This window comes from Streptomyces sp. NPDC057963 (assembly GCF_042887155.1).
GTDB lineage: Bacteria > Actinomycetota > Actinomycetes > Streptomycetales > Streptomycetaceae > Streptomyces.
Genome location: NZ_JBHVPX010000005.1, coordinates 487,280 through 506,649, shown reverse-complemented (window position 1 = coordinate 506,649; position 19,370 = coordinate 487,280). Strand labels below are relative to the sequence as shown.

General features: G+C 70.5%; 17 protein-coding genes. 9 read left to right on the top strand and 8 right to left on the bottom strand.

Annotation, left to right across the window (positions count from 1 at the left end):
• Window position 1: 1 nt before the first annotated feature.
• From ACFVT1_RS15280 to ACFVT1_RS15255, 6 genes are read left to right on the top strand one after another with little or no spacing between them, the layout of a single operon-like run.
• Window positions 2-295: an acyl carrier protein gene (locus ACFVT1_RS15280; RefSeq protein ID WP_389795340.1), complete on the top strand. Its 294-nt coding sequence runs from the start codon at window positions 2-4 to the stop codon at window positions 293-295.
• The gene (locus tag ACFVT1_RS15275) at window positions 292-1,614 is read left to right on the top strand and encodes a hypothetical protein (RefSeq protein ID WP_389795338.1); all 1,323 of its coding nucleotides are present in this window, start codon (window positions 292-294) and stop codon (window positions 1,612-1,614) included. Before ACFVT1_RS15280 ends, ACFVT1_RS15275 begins: the two co-directional genes overlap by 4 nt.
• Window positions 1,611-2,621 (top strand): Gfo/Idh/MocA family protein, encoded by a 1,011-nt coding sequence (locus tag ACFVT1_RS15270; RefSeq protein WP_389795336.1) that lies wholly within the window; start codon window positions 1,611-1,613, stop codon window positions 2,619-2,621. Before ACFVT1_RS15275 ends, ACFVT1_RS15270 begins: the two co-directional genes overlap by 4 nt.
• On the top strand, window positions 2,618-3,640 hold the full coding sequence (locus ACFVT1_RS15265; RefSeq protein ID WP_389795335.1) for a phosphotransferase family protein: 1,023 nt from the start codon (window positions 2,618-2,620) through the stop codon (window positions 3,638-3,640). Before ACFVT1_RS15270 ends, ACFVT1_RS15265 begins: the two co-directional genes overlap by 4 nt.
• The gene (locus tag ACFVT1_RS15260; protein WP_389795333.1) at window positions 3,637-4,725 is read left to right on the top strand and encodes a hypothetical protein; all 1,089 of its coding nucleotides are present in this window, start codon (window positions 3,637-3,639) and stop codon (window positions 4,723-4,725) included. Before ACFVT1_RS15265 ends, ACFVT1_RS15260 begins: the two co-directional genes overlap by 4 nt.
• Window positions 4,722-6,110 carry a condensation domain-containing protein gene (locus ACFVT1_RS15255; protein WP_389795332.1) on the top strand — a complete coding sequence of 463 codons (1,389 nt, stop codon included), beginning with the start codon at window positions 4,722-4,724 and terminating at the stop codon, window positions 6,108-6,110. The genes ACFVT1_RS15260 and ACFVT1_RS15255 overlap by 4 nt, the downstream gene beginning before the upstream one ends.
• 347 nt (window positions 6,111-6,457) lie before the next feature.
• On the opposite strand, the gene ACFVT1_RS15250 is transcribed toward ACFVT1_RS15255, so the two are convergent.
• From ACFVT1_RS15250 to ACFVT1_RS15235, 4 genes are all read right to left on the bottom strand, one after another.
• Complete coding sequence (locus ACFVT1_RS15250) at window positions 6,458-7,108, bottom strand: class I SAM-dependent methyltransferase (RefSeq protein ID WP_389795331.1); 651 nt, start codon at window positions 7,106-7,108, stop codon at window positions 6,458-6,460.
• 289 nt (window positions 7,109-7,397) lie between these two features.
• Window positions 7,398-8,756, bottom strand: a complete 1,359-nt coding sequence (locus ACFVT1_RS15245) for an MFS transporter (protein WP_389795329.1) — start codon at window positions 8,754-8,756, stop codon at window positions 7,398-7,400.
• A complete protein-coding gene (locus ACFVT1_RS15240; protein ID WP_389795327.1) occupies window positions 8,753-10,390 on the bottom strand; it encodes an acyl-CoA synthetase in 1,638 nt (545 codons plus the stop codon). Before ACFVT1_RS15240 ends, ACFVT1_RS15245 begins: the two co-directional genes overlap by 4 nt.
• A gap of 47 nt (window positions 10,391-10,437) precedes the next feature.
• On the bottom strand, window positions 10,438-11,235 hold the full coding sequence (locus ACFVT1_RS15235) for an enoyl-CoA hydratase/isomerase family protein (RefSeq protein ID WP_389795325.1): 798 nt from the start codon (window positions 11,233-11,235) through the stop codon (window positions 10,438-10,440).
• Between the two features lie 181 nt (window positions 11,236-11,416).
• Here ACFVT1_RS15235 and ACFVT1_RS15230 point away from each other — a divergent pair, with 181 nt between their 5' ends.
• Entirely contained in the window at window positions 11,417-12,337 is a 921-nt protein-coding gene (locus ACFVT1_RS15230; protein WP_389795323.1) for a LysR family transcriptional regulator, read from the top strand.
• Window positions 12,338-12,473: 136 nt separating this feature from the next.
• Here ACFVT1_RS15230 and ACFVT1_RS15225 read toward each other — a convergent pair whose 3' ends face one another.
• The 4 genes from ACFVT1_RS15225 to ACFVT1_RS15210 form a co-directional block, all read right to left on the bottom strand.
• Entirely contained in the window at window positions 12,474-12,704 is a 231-nt protein-coding gene (locus ACFVT1_RS15225; RefSeq protein ID WP_389795322.1) for a hypothetical protein, read from the bottom strand.
• Window positions 12,705-12,874: 170 nt separating this feature from the next.
• A complete protein-coding gene (locus tag ACFVT1_RS15220) occupies window positions 12,875-13,129 on the bottom strand; it encodes a twin-arginine translocase TatA/TatE family subunit (protein ID WP_389795320.1) in 255 nt (84 codons plus the stop codon).
• Window positions 13,129-14,184 (bottom strand): sporulation protein, encoded by a 1,056-nt coding sequence (locus ACFVT1_RS15215; RefSeq protein WP_389795318.1) that lies wholly within the window; start codon window positions 14,182-14,184, stop codon window positions 13,129-13,131. Before ACFVT1_RS15215 ends, ACFVT1_RS15220 begins: the two co-directional genes overlap by 1 nt.
• Before the next feature lie 402 nt (window positions 14,185-14,586).
• Window positions 14,587-17,847 carry a BTAD domain-containing putative transcriptional regulator gene (locus tag ACFVT1_RS15210; protein ID WP_389795317.1) on the bottom strand — a complete coding sequence of 1,087 codons (3,261 nt, stop codon included), beginning with the start codon at window positions 17,845-17,847 and terminating at the stop codon, window positions 14,587-14,589.
• Window positions 17,848-18,074: 227 nt separating this feature from the next.
• On the opposite strand from ACFVT1_RS15210, the gene ACFVT1_RS15205 reads away from it, so the two are divergent.
• Both ACFVT1_RS15205 and ACFVT1_RS15200 read left to right on the top strand, forming a co-directional pair.
• Window positions 18,075-19,103: an ACP S-malonyltransferase gene (locus ACFVT1_RS15205; RefSeq protein WP_389795315.1), complete on the top strand. Its 1,029-nt coding sequence runs from the start codon at window positions 18,075-18,077 to the stop codon at window positions 19,101-19,103.
• Between the two features lie 3 nt (window positions 19,104-19,106).
• The gene (locus tag ACFVT1_RS15200; RefSeq protein WP_389795313.1) at window positions 19,107-19,364 is read left to right on the top strand and encodes a phosphopantetheine-binding protein; all 258 of its coding nucleotides are present in this window, start codon (window positions 19,107-19,109) and stop codon (window positions 19,362-19,364) included.
• Window positions 19,365-19,370 lie beyond the last annotated feature (6 nt).

Here is a 19,370-nt window from a genome sequence, read left to right as displayed (position 1 = left end):
CGTGGTGCCGGAGACCGACATCGAAATGCGTGTCAAGAAGGTTCTTGTCGATGTGTTCAAGGGAAAGTTCGAGGCGCACGAGATATCTGTGGAAGCAGACATCGTGGAGGAACTGGGTCTCGACTCCCTCCAGGCAATCGAATTCCTGTTGCGTGTCGAGGAGGAGTTCGATATCGAGTTGGAGTACGAGAACCTCAGCCTCCAGACCCTGCGCTCGGTGCGGCAGTTCAGTGCCGAGATCGTCCAGCCTGCCTGCGGCAGCCAAGGATCGCAACCGCAGGATTTGCAGAAGTGACTACTGCTGTCCACTTCGGTACGTTCGGGGCCGAGCGTCACTGGCGCCCGCACGACCTGGCAGAGCTGCCGCGGCTGGCGCTGTCGGGGGCGGACCCCGTGGTCGGCAGGATGGACGAGATGCTCTTCGGCTTCACCTCGCCCGGCGACCTGCTGGTCACGCGCAGCGCGCTGACCGCGCCGCACCGGGAGGCGATCGCGACGGCGGGTTTCGACTTCGAGTACCGCTGCCTGCCCCCGCTCGCGGCGGACGGCGACGAGGCGGCCCCCATGGACGAACCGGCTGTCGAGGGGCTGCTCGCGCAGGACCAGGAACTGGTGCGTGCCATGGCCCGGCATGAGCGCGTCCTCCCCTTCGCGGTGGTGCCTGCCACGCAGCGGCTGCTGACGGACATGGGGCGGTCCTCCCTGGTGCCGCCCGCGGAGACGGTGGCCCGGGTCAACGGCAAGGCGTGGTCGACGGCGCTGGCGCAGCGCCTCGGGCTCCCCGGGGCGGGCGACATCGTGTGCTCCGCGGCGGAGCTGGAGGCCGCGGTGACCCGCACACTGGCCGTGGGTAACCACGCGGCTCTGGTCAAGGACGCGTACGGGGTCGCCGGCCAGGGCACTGTGGAGGTCGTCACGCCCCGGGCGTGCGCCCGACTGGTCCGGCACGTCCGGCGCCAGGAGGAGCGCGGGCGACGGGTCCGGTTCGTGGTGCAGCCGCGTCACGCGCGGCGCGCGGACTTCTCCGGCCACCTCAGAGTCGGACGCGACGGCTCATGGGACCACCTCGGCCTGCAGGGCATGACGAACGACGGCTACCGGCACCACGCCTCGGGGCCACCGACGCCCGGTGTGACGCGCGCCGCGGAGCGCGGGGAATACACCGCGGTCCTGGACGAGGTGGCCAAAGCCCTGGTGGCGGAGGGCTACTTCGGCCCCGTAGGAGTCGACTCGATGCTGACGGAGAGCGGCGGGTGGGTTCCGCTCCTGGAGGTCAACGCGCGAAGTTCGCTGGGCCTGCTCAGCCTCCGCCTGGACCGGCGAGCGGCCGGCCACGGGCTGAGCGCGCACCTCTGGCAGAGCGATGTCTCCGTGGAGCCGGGAGCAGGTGTCGACGGGCTGCTGCGCGCCCTCTCCGAGGAGGGGCTGCTCTACGCGGAGGGAACCGGGGCCGGTGTGCTCCCGCTCGTCGGCGGGTCGCTCCGCACCGCATCGGGACGCCTGTTCTGTGCCGCGTTCTGCGCCCCGGAGCAGTTCCCGCTGCTCCGGGCCCGCACCCTGGCCTGTGCCGGGCGGGCGGGGATCCACGCGAAGCGAGGAGGCGTCCCGGCATGAGCCTGGGCATCGGACTGATCGGGGCGACAGGGATAGCCGAACGCACCATGATCCGCCCCAGCCAGGAGTACGACGACGTCACCGTACGGGCCGTGGCCGCATCCGCACCCGACCGGGCGAAGGACTACGCGCACCGCCACGCGATCCCCCGTGTCCACACCGGCTACGAGGACCTGGTCTGCGATCCCGCGGTCGACCTGGTCTACATCTCCCTGCACACCGCGGCGCACGCGCGGTGGGCGGAACGTGCGGCGCGGGAGGGCAAGCACGTCGTTGTCGAGAAGCCGCTGTGCCTGACCCGGCAGGAGCACGCGTCGATCACCGCCGCGCGGCAGCACGGGGGCGGGCACGTACTGGAGGCGTTGCCCACGCTCGGCCACTCGTGGCACCACAGGGTGCGCGACTGGCTGCGGGCAGGGACCTACGGTGAACTCGTCGGCGTGCACAGCCGGTTCGCCTTCGCCGTGCGGCCGGGGCAGGGCTACCGCTGGCGTCCCGACCTCGGTGGGGGATGCTTCTACGACTCTGCGGGCTACTGGCTCCAGGCCCTCCAGGACACGGTGGGCATCACCGATGCCCAGGGGACGGGGCACTCCGACTTCGATGGCGCCGGAGGAGTGGACCGCCGCTTCTCCGCGGCCCTCCTGCTGCCCACCGGGCAGCGCGCCACCCTGGAGTGCTCCTTCGGCACGATCCGTACCGCCGAGCACGTCTACTCGTTCCGTGAGGCCACCGTCAGGGTCCGGGGCGTCCTGCTCCCCGTCGCCGGAGCCGTTCCCCTCAACATCACGGTCGTTGCGCCCGACGGCAGCAGAACAGTCACCAGGACCCCCGCGGTGTCGTACTACACACAGCAGTTCGCACGTATCCGTGCGCTGGTGCGAGGGGAGGGGGAGCAGTGGGGCGCCGAGCTCGGCGCCTGCGAACCGCGCATCGCGCTCATGGACCAGATCCATGCGACGGCACGGCAACGGACATCCGGTCTTGTCATGGAGGAGCGAAATTGAGCACGTCGTACGAGGAGACGGTCGCGGCGGCCGAGGCCGTCCTGAGGGAGGCCGGTGTACGGGGGAGGGAGACGGCCCTGTACACACCGCTGTCCGGCGGCACGTACAACACGGTCGTCCGCGTCGCTCTGGACCGGGGCCGCGACTGGGTGCTCAAGCTCCCGCCGCGTTCGGCGGCAGGTCTGGCCTACGAGCGCGCGCTGCTGACCGGCGAGGTCACCTTCTACGAGTCGGCCGCGACGGCCGCGGACGCCGGCGTCGTGCCCCGGGTCGTCGGCAGCGAGACCGACGTCGACGCCGGCATCGGCCCCTACCTGATCATGACGGCGTGCCCCGGGGCCCCCTGGCACGAGGCCGCCGACTCCCTGGGGGAGGGCGAACGGCTGCGGCTGCGGGAGGAGTTGGGTCGACTGGTGGCGCGCCTGCACGCGGTCACCGGACCGGGGTTCGGCTACCCCGCGCAGCCGCTGGGGCCCTTGGCGCCCACCTGGCGGGAGGCGTTCACCACGATGACCGGCGCCGTCCTGGACGACGCGGAGCGGTATGCGGCACGGCTGCCGCGTTCCACCACCGCGATCCGGGAGACGCTCGCCGCCGCATCGGACGTACTGGACGATGTCACTCGGCCCGCGTTGGTCCACTTCGACCTGTGGCAGGGCAATCTGCTGCTCGCCGGGCCGCCCGGCGGCCGCCGGCTCAGCGGTCTGATCGACGGCGAGCGGATGTTCTGGGGCGACCCGGTGGCCGACTTCGTCTCGCTGGCGCTCTTCGCCGACATGGAGGACGACAAGGCATTCCTGACCGGCTACGCGAGCGCCGGCGCAGCGGCCGTGTTCGACGACTCGGTGCGCCTGCGACTCGCGCTCTACCGGGCCTACCTCTACCTGATCATGCTGGTGGAGGTGGAGCCCCGGCAGGCCTCGGCCACCGACCGGGCGTGGGTGTGGACCCACGTGGGCCCTCAGCTCGAATCGGCCCTGGACGACGTGGAATCGGGACTGCGCGGCGGCTGCCGGTGATCGCGGTGCTCACGTCGGGGGTCGCGCTGGGAGTGCACGTACCGGGGCTGCTGCTCGCGTCACGGCTGCGGGAGCGGGACGTTCCCGTCACGGTCGAGGTGCTGGAGCGGCTGCTGCCCCCCGACCGGCTCGCCGCCGTGACCGCTTCGCGCGATGTGTTCCACCGTGATTTCCGCGCGGCACGGGTGGGGCAGCGCATCGCCTCCGACCCGGTGCCGGCCATCTCCGCCGACGTACAGGACGCATGGGTACGCCGCTGGGAGGAGAGCGCAGTGCACACCGTGGTCGTCTTCTCCGGATTCTGGCTGAGCCTGGTCCGGCGCTTCATGGAGCGCACGGGCCGGGCCCTGCGCGTGGTCGTCTGCCATGTGGACTCGGTGGCCTCGCCGTCCTTCCGGAGGGCCGGGCCCCCGCTCCCGGGTACCGAGGAGGTCTGGCTCGCCTCGCGGGCGAACACCGCACTGCCCTGGACGATCCCGGTCACCCAGGAGCGACCGCTGCCGTGGGACCGGCGTGACCCCCGCCTTCTGGTGCACGGAGGCGGGTGGGGCATGGGGACCTACCGCGACCGCGCCGCCGGGCTCGTCGACGCGGGGCATGACATCGACCTCGTCGTGCACGCCGCCGAGGAGACCGGTCCCGCGCACGGAAGAACCCGCCACTTCGCACTGAACCCCGCGTGGCATCCGTGGCTGGACGACGGATACCCTCCGCTCGGCCGTCTGCTGCCGGGCCGGTCCCCGACGGACGTCACCTACGCACGGGGCAGTGCGCACCACTCGTCGTTCGATCTGGCACGCGCGGCACGCGCCATGGTGAGCAAGCCCGGCGGCGGCACCCTGTTGGACTCGCTGTGGTCGGCCACCCCTCTCGTGCTGCTGGAGCCCTCGGGCGAACACGAGGGCCACAACGCCCAGTTGTGGTGCGACCTGGGCTTCGGAGTGCGCTACGAGGACTGGCGCTCCGACAGGTTCTCCCCCCGCCTGCTGGAGAAGATGCACCGCGCCCTGCTCAGTGCCGCCGAAGGTCCGAGGGACCTCGCGGCAGCCCTTTCCGGCAGTGAGGTCTCCCTGTGTTCAGAATGAAGTTGTATGAAGCCGACCGCGAGCAGACCCAGCGCGCGTCGTTCACTCAGGAAGAACGCCTGGTGCACGGCCGCGGGGTGAGCCAGCAGAGCAATGTGCTGGTCTTCGCCTGCTCAGTCGAGGGGGAACTCGACACCGGCCGGCTGGAAGCGGCCCTGGTCGATCTGCAGCTGCGCCACGAGAGCGTGCGGATCGTCTTTCCCGCAGGTGCCGACGACATCGCACTGCGTCCGGCGGACGAACTGGACTTCGCGGTCCTGTCCGTGGCGGGGGCCGAGGCGGAAGCGCCCCTGGAGGCCGCGAAGCGGCTCGTCGCCGACACCGCCGCCGTCCCCTTCGACCTGGCCGCCGGCCCGCTCCTGCGGGTGCGATGCATCCGCGTCGCACCCGCGCACCACCTTGTGGGGTTCGTCCTGGACCACGTCATCGCGGACGGCGAGTCGTGCCGGATCCTCGCCGAGGACCTGTTCGCCCTCTATGCGGCGAGAGGCAGCACGGGCGGCCGCCCGGGACTGCCCGGTCTTCCCTTCCAATTCCTCGACTTCGCTCACTCCGAGCGCCGTTTCCTGACCGGCCCGGAACGCGACAGGCTGCTGAGCTACTGGCGTCGCAAGCTGGACGGTGTCGCCGCCGTTCCCCCGTCGAGGCTCCGGGACCCGGGGATTCAGGACCGAGCGGAACGCAAGCTGCGGATACACCGGTTCGCCGTCGATCCGCACCTGCACGCGCAGCTGATGCACAGCGTCCGTCAGCAACGCGTGACCCTGACCGCGGTGTGCGCGGCCGCCCTCAAGGTCACCGTGCGGCAGCGACGGCTCGCACTCGGCGAGGACGACGGGACGGCCTCCGATGTCGCGATCATGGGCTCGCTGGCCAACCGGACCCACCATGAACTACGGCGTGCCGTCGGCTACTTCGCCACGCCCTGCGTGCTGCGCACCCAGTTCTCGGGTGAGGACTCGCTCGCGGACGTGGCGCAGAGCGAGAGCCGTACGATCTTCGGGGCCCTTCGGCACCAGGAGCTGCCCCACGCCCTGATGGTCAAGGAACTCGACCCCGGTAACTACGGGATTCGCTACTCCTCCGCGACCGGCCACGGGCCGCGGTATGTGAACTTCGACGTCGCCTCGGGCGGCTCCTCCTGGGAACTCACGGCCGACGGACTGACCGTGACCACCACGCGCATTGCTCGTGACGAGGTGCCCCGGGGCGGGATGCGCATGCACATCCGTGACAGCGGAGACCGTGCGCTGGTGGAGCTGCGGACGGACGCAGGGGAGTACCGCGAGGAGTGGGCGGAGGAGTTCCTGACCACCTACATGAGCGCCTTGCGCTGTTTCGCCACCGACCCGGGTACCCGGGTGGCGGCGGCTGTGAGCCGCTGAGCAGGAACGAGAGCGGCGGCCACCGGGCGCTCGGCCTTGGAGCGCCTGGTGGCCGCGAGGACCCTGTACGCGCCACCCGCTCCGCTCCGCTCCGCACCGCTCCGCACCGCACCGCTCCGCACCGCACCGCTCCGCACCGGCCGACGGCCGGGGCGGGCCAATGCCGCGTGGCCGGGCATTGCCGCACCTGCCGCTTCGGAGGCGGCGGTGTATGCCTTCACCGAGGTGACCGGAGAGCCGGGATCAATTTCCTTCCGAAGTCACGGGAACAAGAGGACGACTGCCTGGCCGGCCTTCTTTCGACGACGCAATTCTATTTACCCGGCGGGGATTTCCGCTCCGTCGATCTATGCGTTCTTGCGCAAGATCCACTTGTCGCCGTCGATCTCGGGTGATGTCGAGATCGTGTCGCCGAACTCCCTGACCGCGCGCATCACCCCGGGGAAATAGGAAGCGAAGTCGTCGCCGATCATGACACCACCGGGGCGGATGATCTGCCAGAAGAGATCGATGTCGTACAGGACGTCGCGGTACTCGTGTCCGGCGTCGATGTAGACGATGTCGGACACGACGTCGTGATGCGCGAGGATCTTGGCGGCATGACTGCTCGTGCAGGAGAATGGCGTGATGACGTCCTCGAAGCCGTCGTGGACGACGTTCGCGAGGAACTGGCGGTAGACCTGCGGCTGACCGTGCTCCAAGCGCAGTTCGGATTTCCAGCGCGGAACGAGCCAGTGCTCTCTGCTGCCGAGGAAGCTGTCGACGCAGACGATCTCGCAATCGATGTCCAGGCTGCGCGCGATCTTGGCCATGTGCAACGCGGATGCCCCCTTCCATGTCCCGACCTCGACGATCAGGCTCGGTTTCAGTCGGGTGATCTCGCGCTCGAACACCGGGTGATCGGATCCCCAGCCCTGCGGATCATAGGAAACCCTGTCCTCCGGGAAACCTTCATAGGGCGACTTTTCATGCAGCAGTGACAGAACTTTCTGAGACATTCGAAGTTATCCCCCTGGTTCATGTGGATGATTATGGACGATACAGTTGTCCGAAGGCTCAGTTCAGTCGCGCAGCCGATTTGGCCGCTAGTGGCAATGCGTATGGGCGTGCAGTGGTTCAAGTGGTATTGCACCGAAGCGCAGCCCCGGTGCGCAGCGGCCGCCCGTGGGCTCTTCCGCCGGAGGACCGGCTGCTGCTCGCGGCGGCGTACCGGCGGACGGACTGCGCCGAGCGGCGGCGGCCGGTCCGGAGTCCCGGGCCGTGCCGTCGCCGCTCGTCGGGACGGTGCTACTTCTCCAGCACGGTGGTGCGCGTCAGCGGCAGGTGCAGCGTCTCCCGGAAGGAGAAGAGCACCACCAGCGCCGACACCAGCCCCAGCCCCATCAGGTAGAAGCCGGGTGCCAGGGGAGTTCCGCCGAGGGAGACCAGACCGGTCGCGACGAAGGGTGCGGTGCCACCGAAGAGGACGTACGCAGCCGTGTAGCCGATGGCCGAACCACTCGCCCGCAGCTGGCCGGGGAACATCTCGACCATCGCGGGCACATTGGAGGTGCCGATCACCGCGACCAGTACGGCGAGCACCACCGTGCCCGCGATCGCGCCGCCCAGCCCTCTACCGATCAGCCAGAAGGCGGGCAGGGTGGCCACGGTGAAGCCGCCGCACGCGAACAGCAGCATCGGTTTGCGGCCGAACCGGTCACTGGCCGCGGCCATCAGCGGGCAGGCGAGGCTGTACGCGAGCATGGCCACCACGCTGGTCAGCATGGCCTGCGACTTGGTGTAGCCGACCTCTTCGGACATGTAGGCGATCATGTAGCTGCTCATCAGGTAGTACCCGACGGCGTTGGTGATGCTGTAGCCGAACAGGGTCAGTACCTGCCGGCGGCAGACCCGCCATGCCTCGCGCAGCGGTGCCTCCTGGACCACGTCGCCCTTCTCCAGCGCCCGGAAGACCGGAGTGTCCTGGATGCGGCTGCGAAGATACAGGCCGATGAGGCCGAGCGGTCCGGCCAGCAGGAACGGAATGCGCCAGCCCCAGCTGTTCAGCGCCGCGTCGTCGAGCGACGTGGTGATCAGCAGGCCGGTCAACGCACCGGCGACGGAGGCGAATCCGACGGTGAGCGGCACCACGCTGGCATAGCGGGCCCGGCGCCCCTCGGGGGCGTACTCCATGATGAACGCCGACGCCCCGGTGTATTCGCCGCCCGTGGAGAAGCCCTGCATGGCCCTCAGCAGGAAGAGCAGGACCGGTGCCGCGATGCCGAGCGTCGCGTAGCTGGGCAGCAGACCGATGAGCAGGGTCGAACCGCTCATGCACAGCACGCTCAGCGCGAGCATGCGGTTGCGCCCGATGCGGTCGCCGTAGCGGCCGAAGAACGCGGCGCCGAGGGGGCGGGCGATGAAGCCGCCGGCGAAGACGGCCCACGTGGCGAGGAGGGCCGCGGTCTTGTCGTACTGGGGGAAGAAGAGCCCGGCGATGGTCGCGGACATGATGGCGTACGCGCCCGAGTCGAACCACTCCACGAAGTTGCCGATGGCCGTGGCGGTGGCCACCTTGCGGCGCACGCCCGGGGCGTCGGCGGATTCGGGTGCCGCGGACTTCGCAGGCAGGGGAGGGGACACCGGGGCACTGCTGTCGGTCGTCATGTCCGTCCGTCCTTCCGGGGTGGTGCCGCGGTGTCGGGTCCGACAGGGCTGAGGTCACGGGCGCGAAGAGCGGCCCGCTGGATCTTTCCGGTGGCCGAGCGGGGCAGTTCTTCGACGAACTCGATCAGGCGCGGATAGGCGAAGCGGGAGTGCGCTTCACGGGCGAAGCGGGTGATGTCCCGTGCCAGGGCTTCGTCCGGTTCGTGGCCGGGGCTGAGCTCGATCCAGGCCTTGACGGCCTGGCCGCGCACCGGGTCGGGGACGCCGACGACTCCGGCGTCGGCGACCGCGGGGTGACCGCGCAGAACCGCCTCCACTTCGTACGGCCCGACACGGTAGCCGGACGTCTTGATGACGTCGTCGGTCCGGCCGAGGAACCAGAAGTACCCGTCCTGGTCCCTGACGGCCTGGTCCTTCGTGCGGTACCAGGTGCCGCCGAACGACTCGGCAGATGCCTCGGGCCGGTTCCAGTAGCCCAGCGGGAACTGGGGGTTGGATCCGGCGCGCAGACAGATCTCGCCCGGCTGCCCGACCGGCACCTCGTGGTCGTCGGCATCCATCAGCGCGACGTCCCAACCGGGCAGCGGACGGCCCATCGAGCCGGGCTTGACCGGCACGCCGGGGAAATTGCCGAGCAGCGGGTACGACTCCGTCGACCCGTAGTAGTCCAGCAGGGTGAGGCCGAACTGGGCACGGAACCACTCGATGAGATCAGGGGTGAGAGGCTCGTTCGAAGAGCACACCACCCGCAGCGACTGGGGGTGACGACTGCCCGCATCCGGGACATCTTGCATCATCTTACGCAGGAAGGTCGGGTTGACCAGGGCCGTTGTGACCTTGTTACGGGACATGGCGGCCAGCAGCCCGGCGGGGTCGAAGCCGCCGCCCGGCCGGTACACGAGGTGCACGGCGCCCGCGCGGAGGGGACCCATCAGTTTGGCCATGGACCAGGCCCAGTCGCCGGCTCCGTAGAACACGTCGCCCGGCCGCAGATCGTGGCAGTAGCGGAATTCGTTGTGACCCAGCAGGGTGCGGTGGGCGTGCACAATGCCCTTGGCGGCGCCGGTGGTGCCCGAGGTGTAGAAGATCAGCGCCGGGTCGTCGGGCGCGGTGTCGGCCGTGGCGTACACCGGGGGCAGCGCACCGATCGCCGGGTCGTCGACGTTCACGACCGTGCCGTCGAAACCGGCGGCGCGATCGAGGGCGGAGGTCTCGGTCACCAGCACGGCGGCGCCGGAGTCGGCCAGCCGGTAGCGGATGGGTTCGTCGGCCCACAGCAGTGACATCGTCACGAGGACGGCGCCGGTGCGCAGGACGCCGAGATACGTCGCCGGGGTGTCGGGGCGCTGCGGGAGCAGCACCGCGACCCGGTCGCCCTTGCGCACGCCGAGCGCGTGCAGATGGGCGGCGATCCGCCGGGAGCGGTCCTGGACCTGCTGCCAGACGACTTCTTCGCGATGGCCGGTGTGGTCTTCGAAGACGAGTGCGAGCCGGTCGCCGGGATGGCGGTCGGCGACGTCGGCGGCCATGTTGTAGCGGTCGGGGACGGTCCACCGGTGCTCTTCGACGAGACGGCGGTAGGCGGTCTCGCCTTCGGAGGCCGCGCCGGTGTGCGGCGTGACGCTCGTGGTCATGGGGGTTCCTCTCCTGCGGACGAGGGGCGGGGACGGGTGCGGCGGACTCAGCGGCGGCGGCCGGCCAGGAAGCGGGCCATCTCGCGCTGGGGCTCACCCGTCGCGTAGGCGGCGGTGTGCACCTTCTTGGCCGCCTCGATCGCGTCGTCGAGGTCCGCGTCGTCCAGTTCGCGGAGCCGCCCCTTGGTGAGGGCGACCGCGCCGGGCGGGAGTTCGGCGAGCCGGGCGGCCTCGGCCAGCGCTTCCGCCTTGACCTCGTCCTGTGCGACGAGGCGGGTGAGGAGACCGAGCCGCTCGGCCTCGGTGCCGTCGACGAGGCGGCCGCCGAGCGCGAACTCGGCGGTCTTCGCCCGGCCGAGGATGCCCCGCATGGCCCAGATGCCGGTGATGCTGGGGATGCCCGAGAGCACCTCCGGCTGCCCCATCCGGACGGCGGCGTGGCCGACCCGGAAGTCGGCGAGCAGGGCGAACTGGAAACCCGAGCCCGCCGCGACACCGTTGACGGCGGCGACGACCGGCTTGTCCAGGCCGCGTACGGCGCGGAAGAGGCGGCCGAAGTCGTCGATCCACGCCTCGGCGGCCGCGTGGTCGCCAGGATCGATCGCCGCCGTCTCGGCAAGGTCCTGGCCGGCGCAGAACGCGCGCCCGGCGCCGGTGAGAACGACCGCACGGCAGTGCTCGTCGTCCCCCAGCGAGTCGAGCGCCGCGACCAGCCGGCTCCGCATCCCGCCGGTCCAGGCGTTGAGCTTGTCGGGACGGTTGAGGGTGACCTCGGCAACGTAGGCATCGGCGGCCGTGGCCGTCACCGGGTGGTGGGTGACGACGACGGTGCTGTTCTCGGTCATGGCGGCATGCCTTTCTCGGGACGGGCAGGGGGAAGGAGGCGGCGGGGCCGCGGGGGAGCCGGGGTGACGGGCGGATGTCCGTGAGCGGGCTTCCCGTGAGCAGTCATGCAAACAGGGAGGGATGTGATCCGGCCAACACCAATCGGGACTCGCGGTGATATCGGAGCGATATGGTCCGCTCATGGAGCTCCGTCACCTGCGCTACTTCGCCGTCCTTGCCGAGGAACTGCATTTCGGCCGGGCGGCGGAACGCCTGCACATGGCCCAGCCGCCGCTGTCGCAGCGCATCCGCGACCTGGAGCGCGAACTCGGGGTGCGGCTGTTCGACCGGACGCGGCACCGCGTCCAGTTGACCGAGGCCGGGGCGCTGCTCCTCGAACATGTGCGGCCGGTACTCGCCGGGGTGGACACGGCGCGTGAGGCGATGCGCAGGATCCGTCCCGGCGAGGCAGGGGTGCTGCGGGTCGGCGTACCGCCGGACACCGGCCCGACAGTGCTGCGGACCCTCACCGCCGGATTCGCCGAACGGGTGCCCGATGTGCTGATCGACCTCCACGAACTCACCACTGACGAACAGTTGGCCCGGCTGCGCGAGGGAGAGCTGGACGCCGGCGTGGTCCGGCACCCGTCGGACACAGTGGGCCTGGAATCGGGTCCGGTGGCCCGGCGCGAACTGGGCGTCGTGCTGCGGGCGGACCATGCCGTGGCCGCGGGCGGCGGCACGGTCCGGCTGAGAGACCTCGACGGGGCACCGCTGGTGATCTTCCCGCGGGCGATGGCGCCGCGCCTCTACGACCACATGCTCACCATCTGCCGGGACGAGGGCTTCCTCCCCGGGTCGATCAGGCACGCGCGCAATCCCAACTTCGTGCACGGGCTGGTGCTCGCGGGCCGTGGCATCCACCTCAACGAGGCCCCGGCCACACCGCTCGTCGACGGGCTGGTGTGGCGGCCGCTGGAGAGGCCGACGCTCGCGTGGCTGACCTCGGTGGTCTGGGTGCCGAGCCGGCACAACGAGGCGATCGCTTCGTTCGCCGAAGCGGTCTCGGAGAGCCTCGCCGAGGCCGGCCACCACATCGCGGACACGGCCTCGGGCGGATGACGCACGGCGGCGGCCGCCCGGCCGCCGGGCGCCCGTGAACGGTGTGCGCGTGGCCCGCAACGGCCCGGACCGGAGCGCGGGTCCATGGCCACGGTGAGCGCCGGCCGGAGCCATGACCCGACCCGGACACTACGGCTCACTCGGCCGTGCGGCCCTCACTCTCGCCCTCCCGGCGCCCCCCGACGGCCTCGGGGAGCCGGTGCGGGCCGAGCCCGGAGACCTCCCGCCGGACCAGCGGCGGCCTCGCCTCGTTCGGGCTGCCCGGCTCGTGGTCCCGGGCAGAAGTCCGCGGCTGCGGCCGTACGGCGTACACGTACCGGCTGAAGGGCGCCCCCGGGGTCGGTGCTCCCGCCGTGCGCGTGCTCACCGGGCGTCCGGAAGCGCGCCGCCGGAGCCGGAGCCGTCGCAACCGGGGCCCTCGGCACGGATGTTCAGGCGCGCCCGGGACCGGGCCGTGGTTGCCGCCCACGGGACCGGGCCGGTCGGCGCCGCCGGACACCGAGCCCGTCCGCGCGGAGCCGAACCGGCCCAGGTGCCTCACGCACCTCCCGGAGGCCGCCCCGTGTCCTGCTTCGAACCGTCAAAACCCTGCCGGTCGACGGTCTCGCCGCGGATGACACGAGGCCCCCGGGCTTCCCCGTCGGAGCCCTGCGTCTCCTTCATGGCCTTGGCCTCGGCCTTGAGGATACGGGCCGACTTGCCCGCCGAACGGGCGAGCTCGGGTAGCTTCTTGGCGCCCAGGACGAGTACGGCCACGATCAGGATGATCGCGAGCTCGCTGATTCCGAACATCAGTCGTCGCCGCCCTCGTCCTCGTCGTCGCCCTCGAAGAAGTCCCCTACCTCGTCGATGACTTCGGCGGCGACCATGCCGCCGACGACGCCGACCGCCAGCCCGGCCGCGCCTGCCGCGATGGCCGTGCCCATACCCGGGCCGGAGCGACGGCCGCCGTCGTGATGGTGCTCCTCGTCATGGCCGTGACCGTGACCATGGCTGTGGCTGTGGCTGTGGCTGTGGCTGTGGTTCCCGGCGTACGGATCGGTGTGTCCGTACACGGAGGCCGCCGCGTACGACGACTGGTGCCCGACCAACTGCCGCAGCCAGTCGTCGACGAGCGCCCGCCAGTCCTGGTGGGGGACTCCGTCGTGCGCGACCGTGAACCGGGTGAGCGCGTCGTGCCCGCCGGAGAAGAGCCCGCCGCGCTTGTCGGCCTCCAGGACCACGTCCATGCCGCCCGGAGTGGCGAGGAACGTCACCTCGATCTCGCTGACCGCGTGCGCGTACTGCGGGGACGGGGCCAGCTCGATCTCCTGGTAGAAGGGGAGCTGCTGGTTGGTGCCACCGATGCGGCCGTACTCCAGGTCCGCGGACTTGAAGCCGAAGCCGAGCTGCCCGAACGCTTCGAGGATCGCCTCCTGCACCGGCAGCGGTCCCACGGCGAGCTGATCGAGGTCGCCCTTGTCCTTGGCCCCGGCCACCGACAGTTCGGTGCGTACGCCGAGGACGATGCCCAGGCCCTGCCCGTACAGCTCGGTGATGGGCGTCTCCCACGGCAGCGCGACCGTGAACGGCACGCTGCGCCGCTCGCCCTCGGACAGCCGGAAGCCGCCGCCGACGGTGAAGCGGTCGAAGACGACGAAGCCCTCCTGCTCCCCCTCCTCGTGTTCGACCTCCACCCGCGCGACGAGTTCCAGCGTGATGTGCTCGATGTCGTAGCCGGCGTTGCCGCCCTCCAGCTGGACATGGCCCGACAGGAGGCCGCCGGGGACGGCCGCCCCGGCGGTGAGGACCGTGTCGACGGTGGGGCCGCCCACACCGAGTGAGCCGAGCAGTCGTTTGAACACCATGGAGGCGTTCACTCCCTTACATGCGTACGAGGTTGCGGGGGTGTCCGGAAACATCAGGACGGACAGCCACGCTCTACAGGCGTGTAGAAGCATAGGGCCGGCGGCGTGGCTTCGAGAGCGGCACGGGCCCGGAGGGCGGGAAAGTCCGAAAAAGATCGCCCAGGTGGTCCGGGCAGCCGCTTGACGAGCGCGTTTTGCCGTGCTTTTACCATAACCTCGCCGAGTCACCGGTCGGCGCGACGACTCGGGATCCCCCGGCCGTCCGACCGCGGAGGACCGACTGCGACCGGTCTCCGACAGGTCCGCGCGTGTCCGGATGCGCGCTGCGGCGATCGCCGCGTCGGAGGAGAGGGGCCGGTCCTGGCGGGCCGTCGACCTCCGCCCCGGCCACCCGAACGCCGTTCACTCACGAAGCGGCGGTTCGGCCGCGTCCCCGCCCAGGAGTTCGCGCAGCAGACGAGTCGTGGGCAGGGCGTCGTGGAGATACACGTACTCGCGCCGGAGCTCGACGACAGCGACCATGGTGCGCAGCGTGTCCACCGCGTCCTCCCGCTTCCCGGCGTGGTGCTGGGCCTGGGCCAGCAGGCCCAGGTGGAGGGGCAGGCGGATGCGCGTGCCGCTCAACCGCAACTCGGCCAGCGAGTCCCTCATTTCGGCGATCCCCTCACCCCGTCCGGAGTGCGTGAGGGCCCAGCCCAGCGGCAGCCGGAGCATCGTCTTCCAGTAGTGCAGGCGGTGCTCGACGGCCAGACCGATGCCCTCGGCGCTGGAGGATCGAGCCGTCTCCGCATCGCCTTCCCACGCGGCCACGACCGAGTTGATGTAGAGCGCGTGGATCCGGTCCCAGGGCCTGCTGCCGTACTGAGTCAGCCGCAGCAGGCTCCGACGCTGCTCGGCGGCCGTGTCGCGGTCGTTCAGCAGCCATCGGGCCAGGACGCCGTAGCAACGGAAGTAGACGCGCGGGTCGGACTGGTACGTCCGTTCCGGGAGCCGCCCCTCACGGGAGAACCGGTCCGCGAGCCCGACGCCGTGCTCCAGTTCCTTGAGCGCCTCGGGCAGCCGGCCGCGGACGAACAACACGGTTCCCTCACCGTACGCCGCACCGAGCCGTGCCGCCGGCTCGTCGGTCCGCTCCGCGATGTCCCTCAGCAGGACCGCCAGTTGCCTCGACTCGTCGTAGCAGCCGCGGACCAGGAGCGACGCGCCGAGCATCGACAGGACCCCCGGGTCGTGGGAGGTGCTCGCGTCGATCGCCCGGCCCCGGCTGAACTCCGCCTCGGCCTCGGTGTCGCCGAACCCCCGTACGTGGGCCAGCAGTTGACCGAGCTCCAGGTGCAGCCGGTGCTCCAGCTCGCCGGCGGAGGCGTCGTCCGGGAGTGATCGGACGATGCGGACCGCGCGGCGCAGCCACATCTCACGGTCGTCCGAGGCCAGACGGAGCTCCGCGTTCTCGGCCGCGCGCAGCAGCCAGGGCAGTACGCGCTGCGGGGGCATGACGCCCCTGGCGTGCCAGGCGTGGTGGGCGACGCGCTCGGCCTCCTCGGGCGTCCCCCCTTCGCGCACCCGTGAGGACAGGGCCTCGGCGTACCGGGCGTGCAGCCGCTCGCGCGATGCGTCGCTCAGCTCGCCGGTGAGCACCTCCTGCCCCTGGGGGCAGCCGAGGCGCAACCGGCCGGGGCGGTTGGGATCCGGGGAGAGCAGCCCGTACCGGATCGCCGACTCCACGATCGCGAGGGCCGAATTGCTGTCGGTGGCACGGCACAGCGCATCCGTTTCGATGTCGGGTGCGACGACCGCGCACAGGCGGAGCAGCTGCAGAAAGGGTTCCGGCAGCATGGCGAACTCCTGGCGCAGGACCTTGCGCGCATAGGCCGTGACGAGGGTGAGGAGTTCGTCCGTGGCACCGGAATCGCGCAGGTCCCCGGCGTCACCGAGATAGGAGAGCATCTGCAGGACGAAGTACGGGCTTCCCGTGCCGTGGCGGTGCAGTGCGTCGACGACCCGCTCGTCGACGCCGGGTCCGGCCTGCGCGTCGACGAGCGCGGCGACGTCCGAACGGGCCAGCCCGGTGAGCCGGAGGGTCTGCGTGTTGGGCCCCTTGAGCACCTCGGTCATCACCCGGAACCGCGAGCCGTCCGGCCATGTCTCCAGATCCCAGCCGGTCAGAACGATACTGAGGCACTGGCCCTGGCGGCGTGCGGCGAGCAGGCGGAGGACCTCCAGCGAGACGGTATCCGCCCAGTGCACGTCCTCCAGCAGCAGCACCAGCGGGCGCTGCGCGGCCAGAGCGAGCAGGATCTCGCAGAGGGCGTCGTGGATGCGGAAGGGGCCCTGGAAGCCGTCCGGCTCCCGGCTGTGCTCACCGGTCGGCTCGGCCTTCCGCAGGCCGGGCATCAGAGGGGAGAGCAACGCCGCGAAGGGCGCCGCGGCTGCCTGGAAGGAGTCCGGCCGTGCGGCCGACAGCAGACGCAGCACCTGCGTCCAGAGCCAGTACGGCGGGACGCCCTCCCCCGAGAAGCAGTTGCCTCGGATCGTCTCGATGTCCCCGTTCGCGTCCTGAAGGCGCTGGACGAGTTCCATCACGAGGTGGGTCTTGCCGAGTCCGGAGGAGCCGAACACGCAGGCGAGATGGCCACGGCCGTCGGCGGCGCCGCCCGTCGCGGTGACCAGGCGCCACAGCTCCCGGTCGCGGCCGGCCAGCAGTGGTGCCGGTCCGGGCTTCCGGGGGGCCGGCTCGTAGGAGATGGGCCGGGCGCGGGGGGTGCGGCTCCGCCCTGGCGGCCCGTCCGCACCGGGGCGGGCCGCGGTCGCTCCGGTCCCGGAAGCCGCCCCGGACATCGGCGTGACCTCGACGGGGACGGCCGTTCCGAGGTGCCTGCCGAGATCGCGGGCCCCGGACGGGAGCCGGGGCCCCGGCGCGCCGGGTGCCTCCTGGTCGCCGAGCTCCTGTCTCAGGAGCGCGATGTGGAGCCGCTGGAGTTCGGCGGTCGTGTCCACGCCGTACTCCTCGACCAGATGGCCCCGCGTCCATTCGTACACCTCCAGCGCCTCCGCCTGGCGGCCCGTCCGGAACAGAGCGGTCATCAGATGGCCCACCAGGCGCTCCCGAGCCGGATGCTGACGCACCTCCCGTTCCAGTTCGGTCACCACCTCCGCGGGCCTTCCCAGGGCGAGCGCGGCCTCGGCGGACGCCTCCAGCGCGGTGAGGCGGACCTGCTCCAGCCGGGTGCCCTCGTCGGCGAGCGGCTGATGGGCGACGAACTCCGCGTAGGGAGCGCCGCGCCACAGGGCGAGCGCCCGGGTGAGACGGTCGCGGGCGGCGAGCGGATCCCGGGCCAGTAACTGCTGCCCCGTGGAAGCGAGTTGCTCGAACCGGTGGGCATCGACCTGGTCCGGCGGCAACTGGAGGACGTACCCCGGGGCCAGGTACCGGAGGACGGACGAGCCGCCGGGCCCGGCCGCCGGCGCCAACGACCGGCGCAGATGCGAGATATGGCTCTGCAAGGTGGCCACCGCCCGCTGCGGTGGATCGTCCCGCCAGAGCCCCTCGACGAGAGCCGCGGTGGGGACGACCCGGCCCAGTCTTATGAGCAGCAGAGCCAGGAGCGCCCGGCGGCGCGGCGGTCCGAGCGGCACCTCGCGCCCCCCGTACCGCGCAGACATGGGCCCCAGGACCTGGAGTACCGGCCCGGAGAGGGCCGGTGACGGGGGAGGCGTCGGTGCGCTCCGTATCTGACGTACAGGCATATGGGGCCCCATTCGTTCTCACGCTTGAGACTCGTCCGGCCAATTGATCCTAGAACAGCAGGTGTTCCCCCAGGGGAATAGCATCCGCCGGATGGCCGGTATGCGATCAAAAACTCTCTCGGATATATCCACGGAACCGGCAAGTGATCGGCAAGCGAATGGCAAGCGTCCGGGCAAGGTCTGAGGCCGGACATCAGAATTCCGGCCAGTGTGCTGCAAGGGGGGTGACGCAGCATGTTCGGATACGGCGCCGCCAGTGGCGTGGGCCGACCGGCGTGGATCACGGAGGCGTATCGGTGTTTGCGGTTCTCTTCCCGGGGCAGGGGGCGCAGTTCCGAGGCATGGGCGCGGATGTCTTCGGCCGCTATCCCGGCATCACACGGTATGCCTGTGACCTCCTGGGCTATGACCTCGTCGCCCTCTGCCGCGACAATCCGGACGACGTGCTCTCGCGGACGGAGTGCACGCAGCCGGCTCTCTACACCGTCAACGCGCTGCACGGGTTCGAGCGCGAGCGCCGCGAGGACCGGCGTGCCGACTGCTACCTCGGACACAGCCTCGGGGAGTACAACGCGCTCCTGGCCGCCGGGGTCTTCGACTTCGAGACGGGGCTCCGGCTCGTCAAGAAGCGCAGCGAGCTCATGGCCGCGGCGACGGGCGGCGGGATGACGGCCGTCATGGACACCCCGCCCGCGCGCCTGCTCGACGTCCTGGCGGAGGACGGCGTCGACGGAGTCGATCTGGCGGCCTTCAACACCGACGCCCAGGTCGTGATCGCCGGCAGCGACCCGGAACTGCGCGCGGCCCACGCCTCGCTGAAGGAGAGGGGTATCCGTTTCGCTCCGCTACGGGTCGGTGCGGCTTTTCACTCCCGCCACATGGAACCCGTCCGCGCCGAGTTCGAGAAATTTCTCGCCGGGTTCACGTTCGCGGATCCCGGAACGGATGTGATCTCCAACGTGAGCGGTCTCCCTCACGAACGGTCGTCGATCCCGGCCATGTTGGGCAGACAGCTCGTCGAGCCGGTTCGATGGGCCGACAGCATCCGCCATCTCCTCTCCCGGGACACGGGGTTGGAGTGCGAAGAGGTGGGCGGCCAGTCCCTTCTTCGCATGGTGAGGAGTCTGACGGAATCCGATACCAGCAACCATTTCAGTGAAAGCATGGTGTGAGACATGGACCGAGCGGGGCGCATAAAGAAACTGATCGAAGACCAGTTTCTCGTGGAATTCGACGACGAATTGACGGCCGCGAGCGATCTTTTCAAGGCCGGGGTGATGGACTCCTTCGGATACGTTCAGCTCCTGAGCGCCCTTGAGAGCGACTTCAAGCTCGAAATGACGGACGAAGAGTTCATCGCGAACGTCTTCACCTCGCTCGATGCCATCGATGCCTTCGTGGCAAAAAAACTCGCCGAGCGCGACGACCACTGAAGCAAG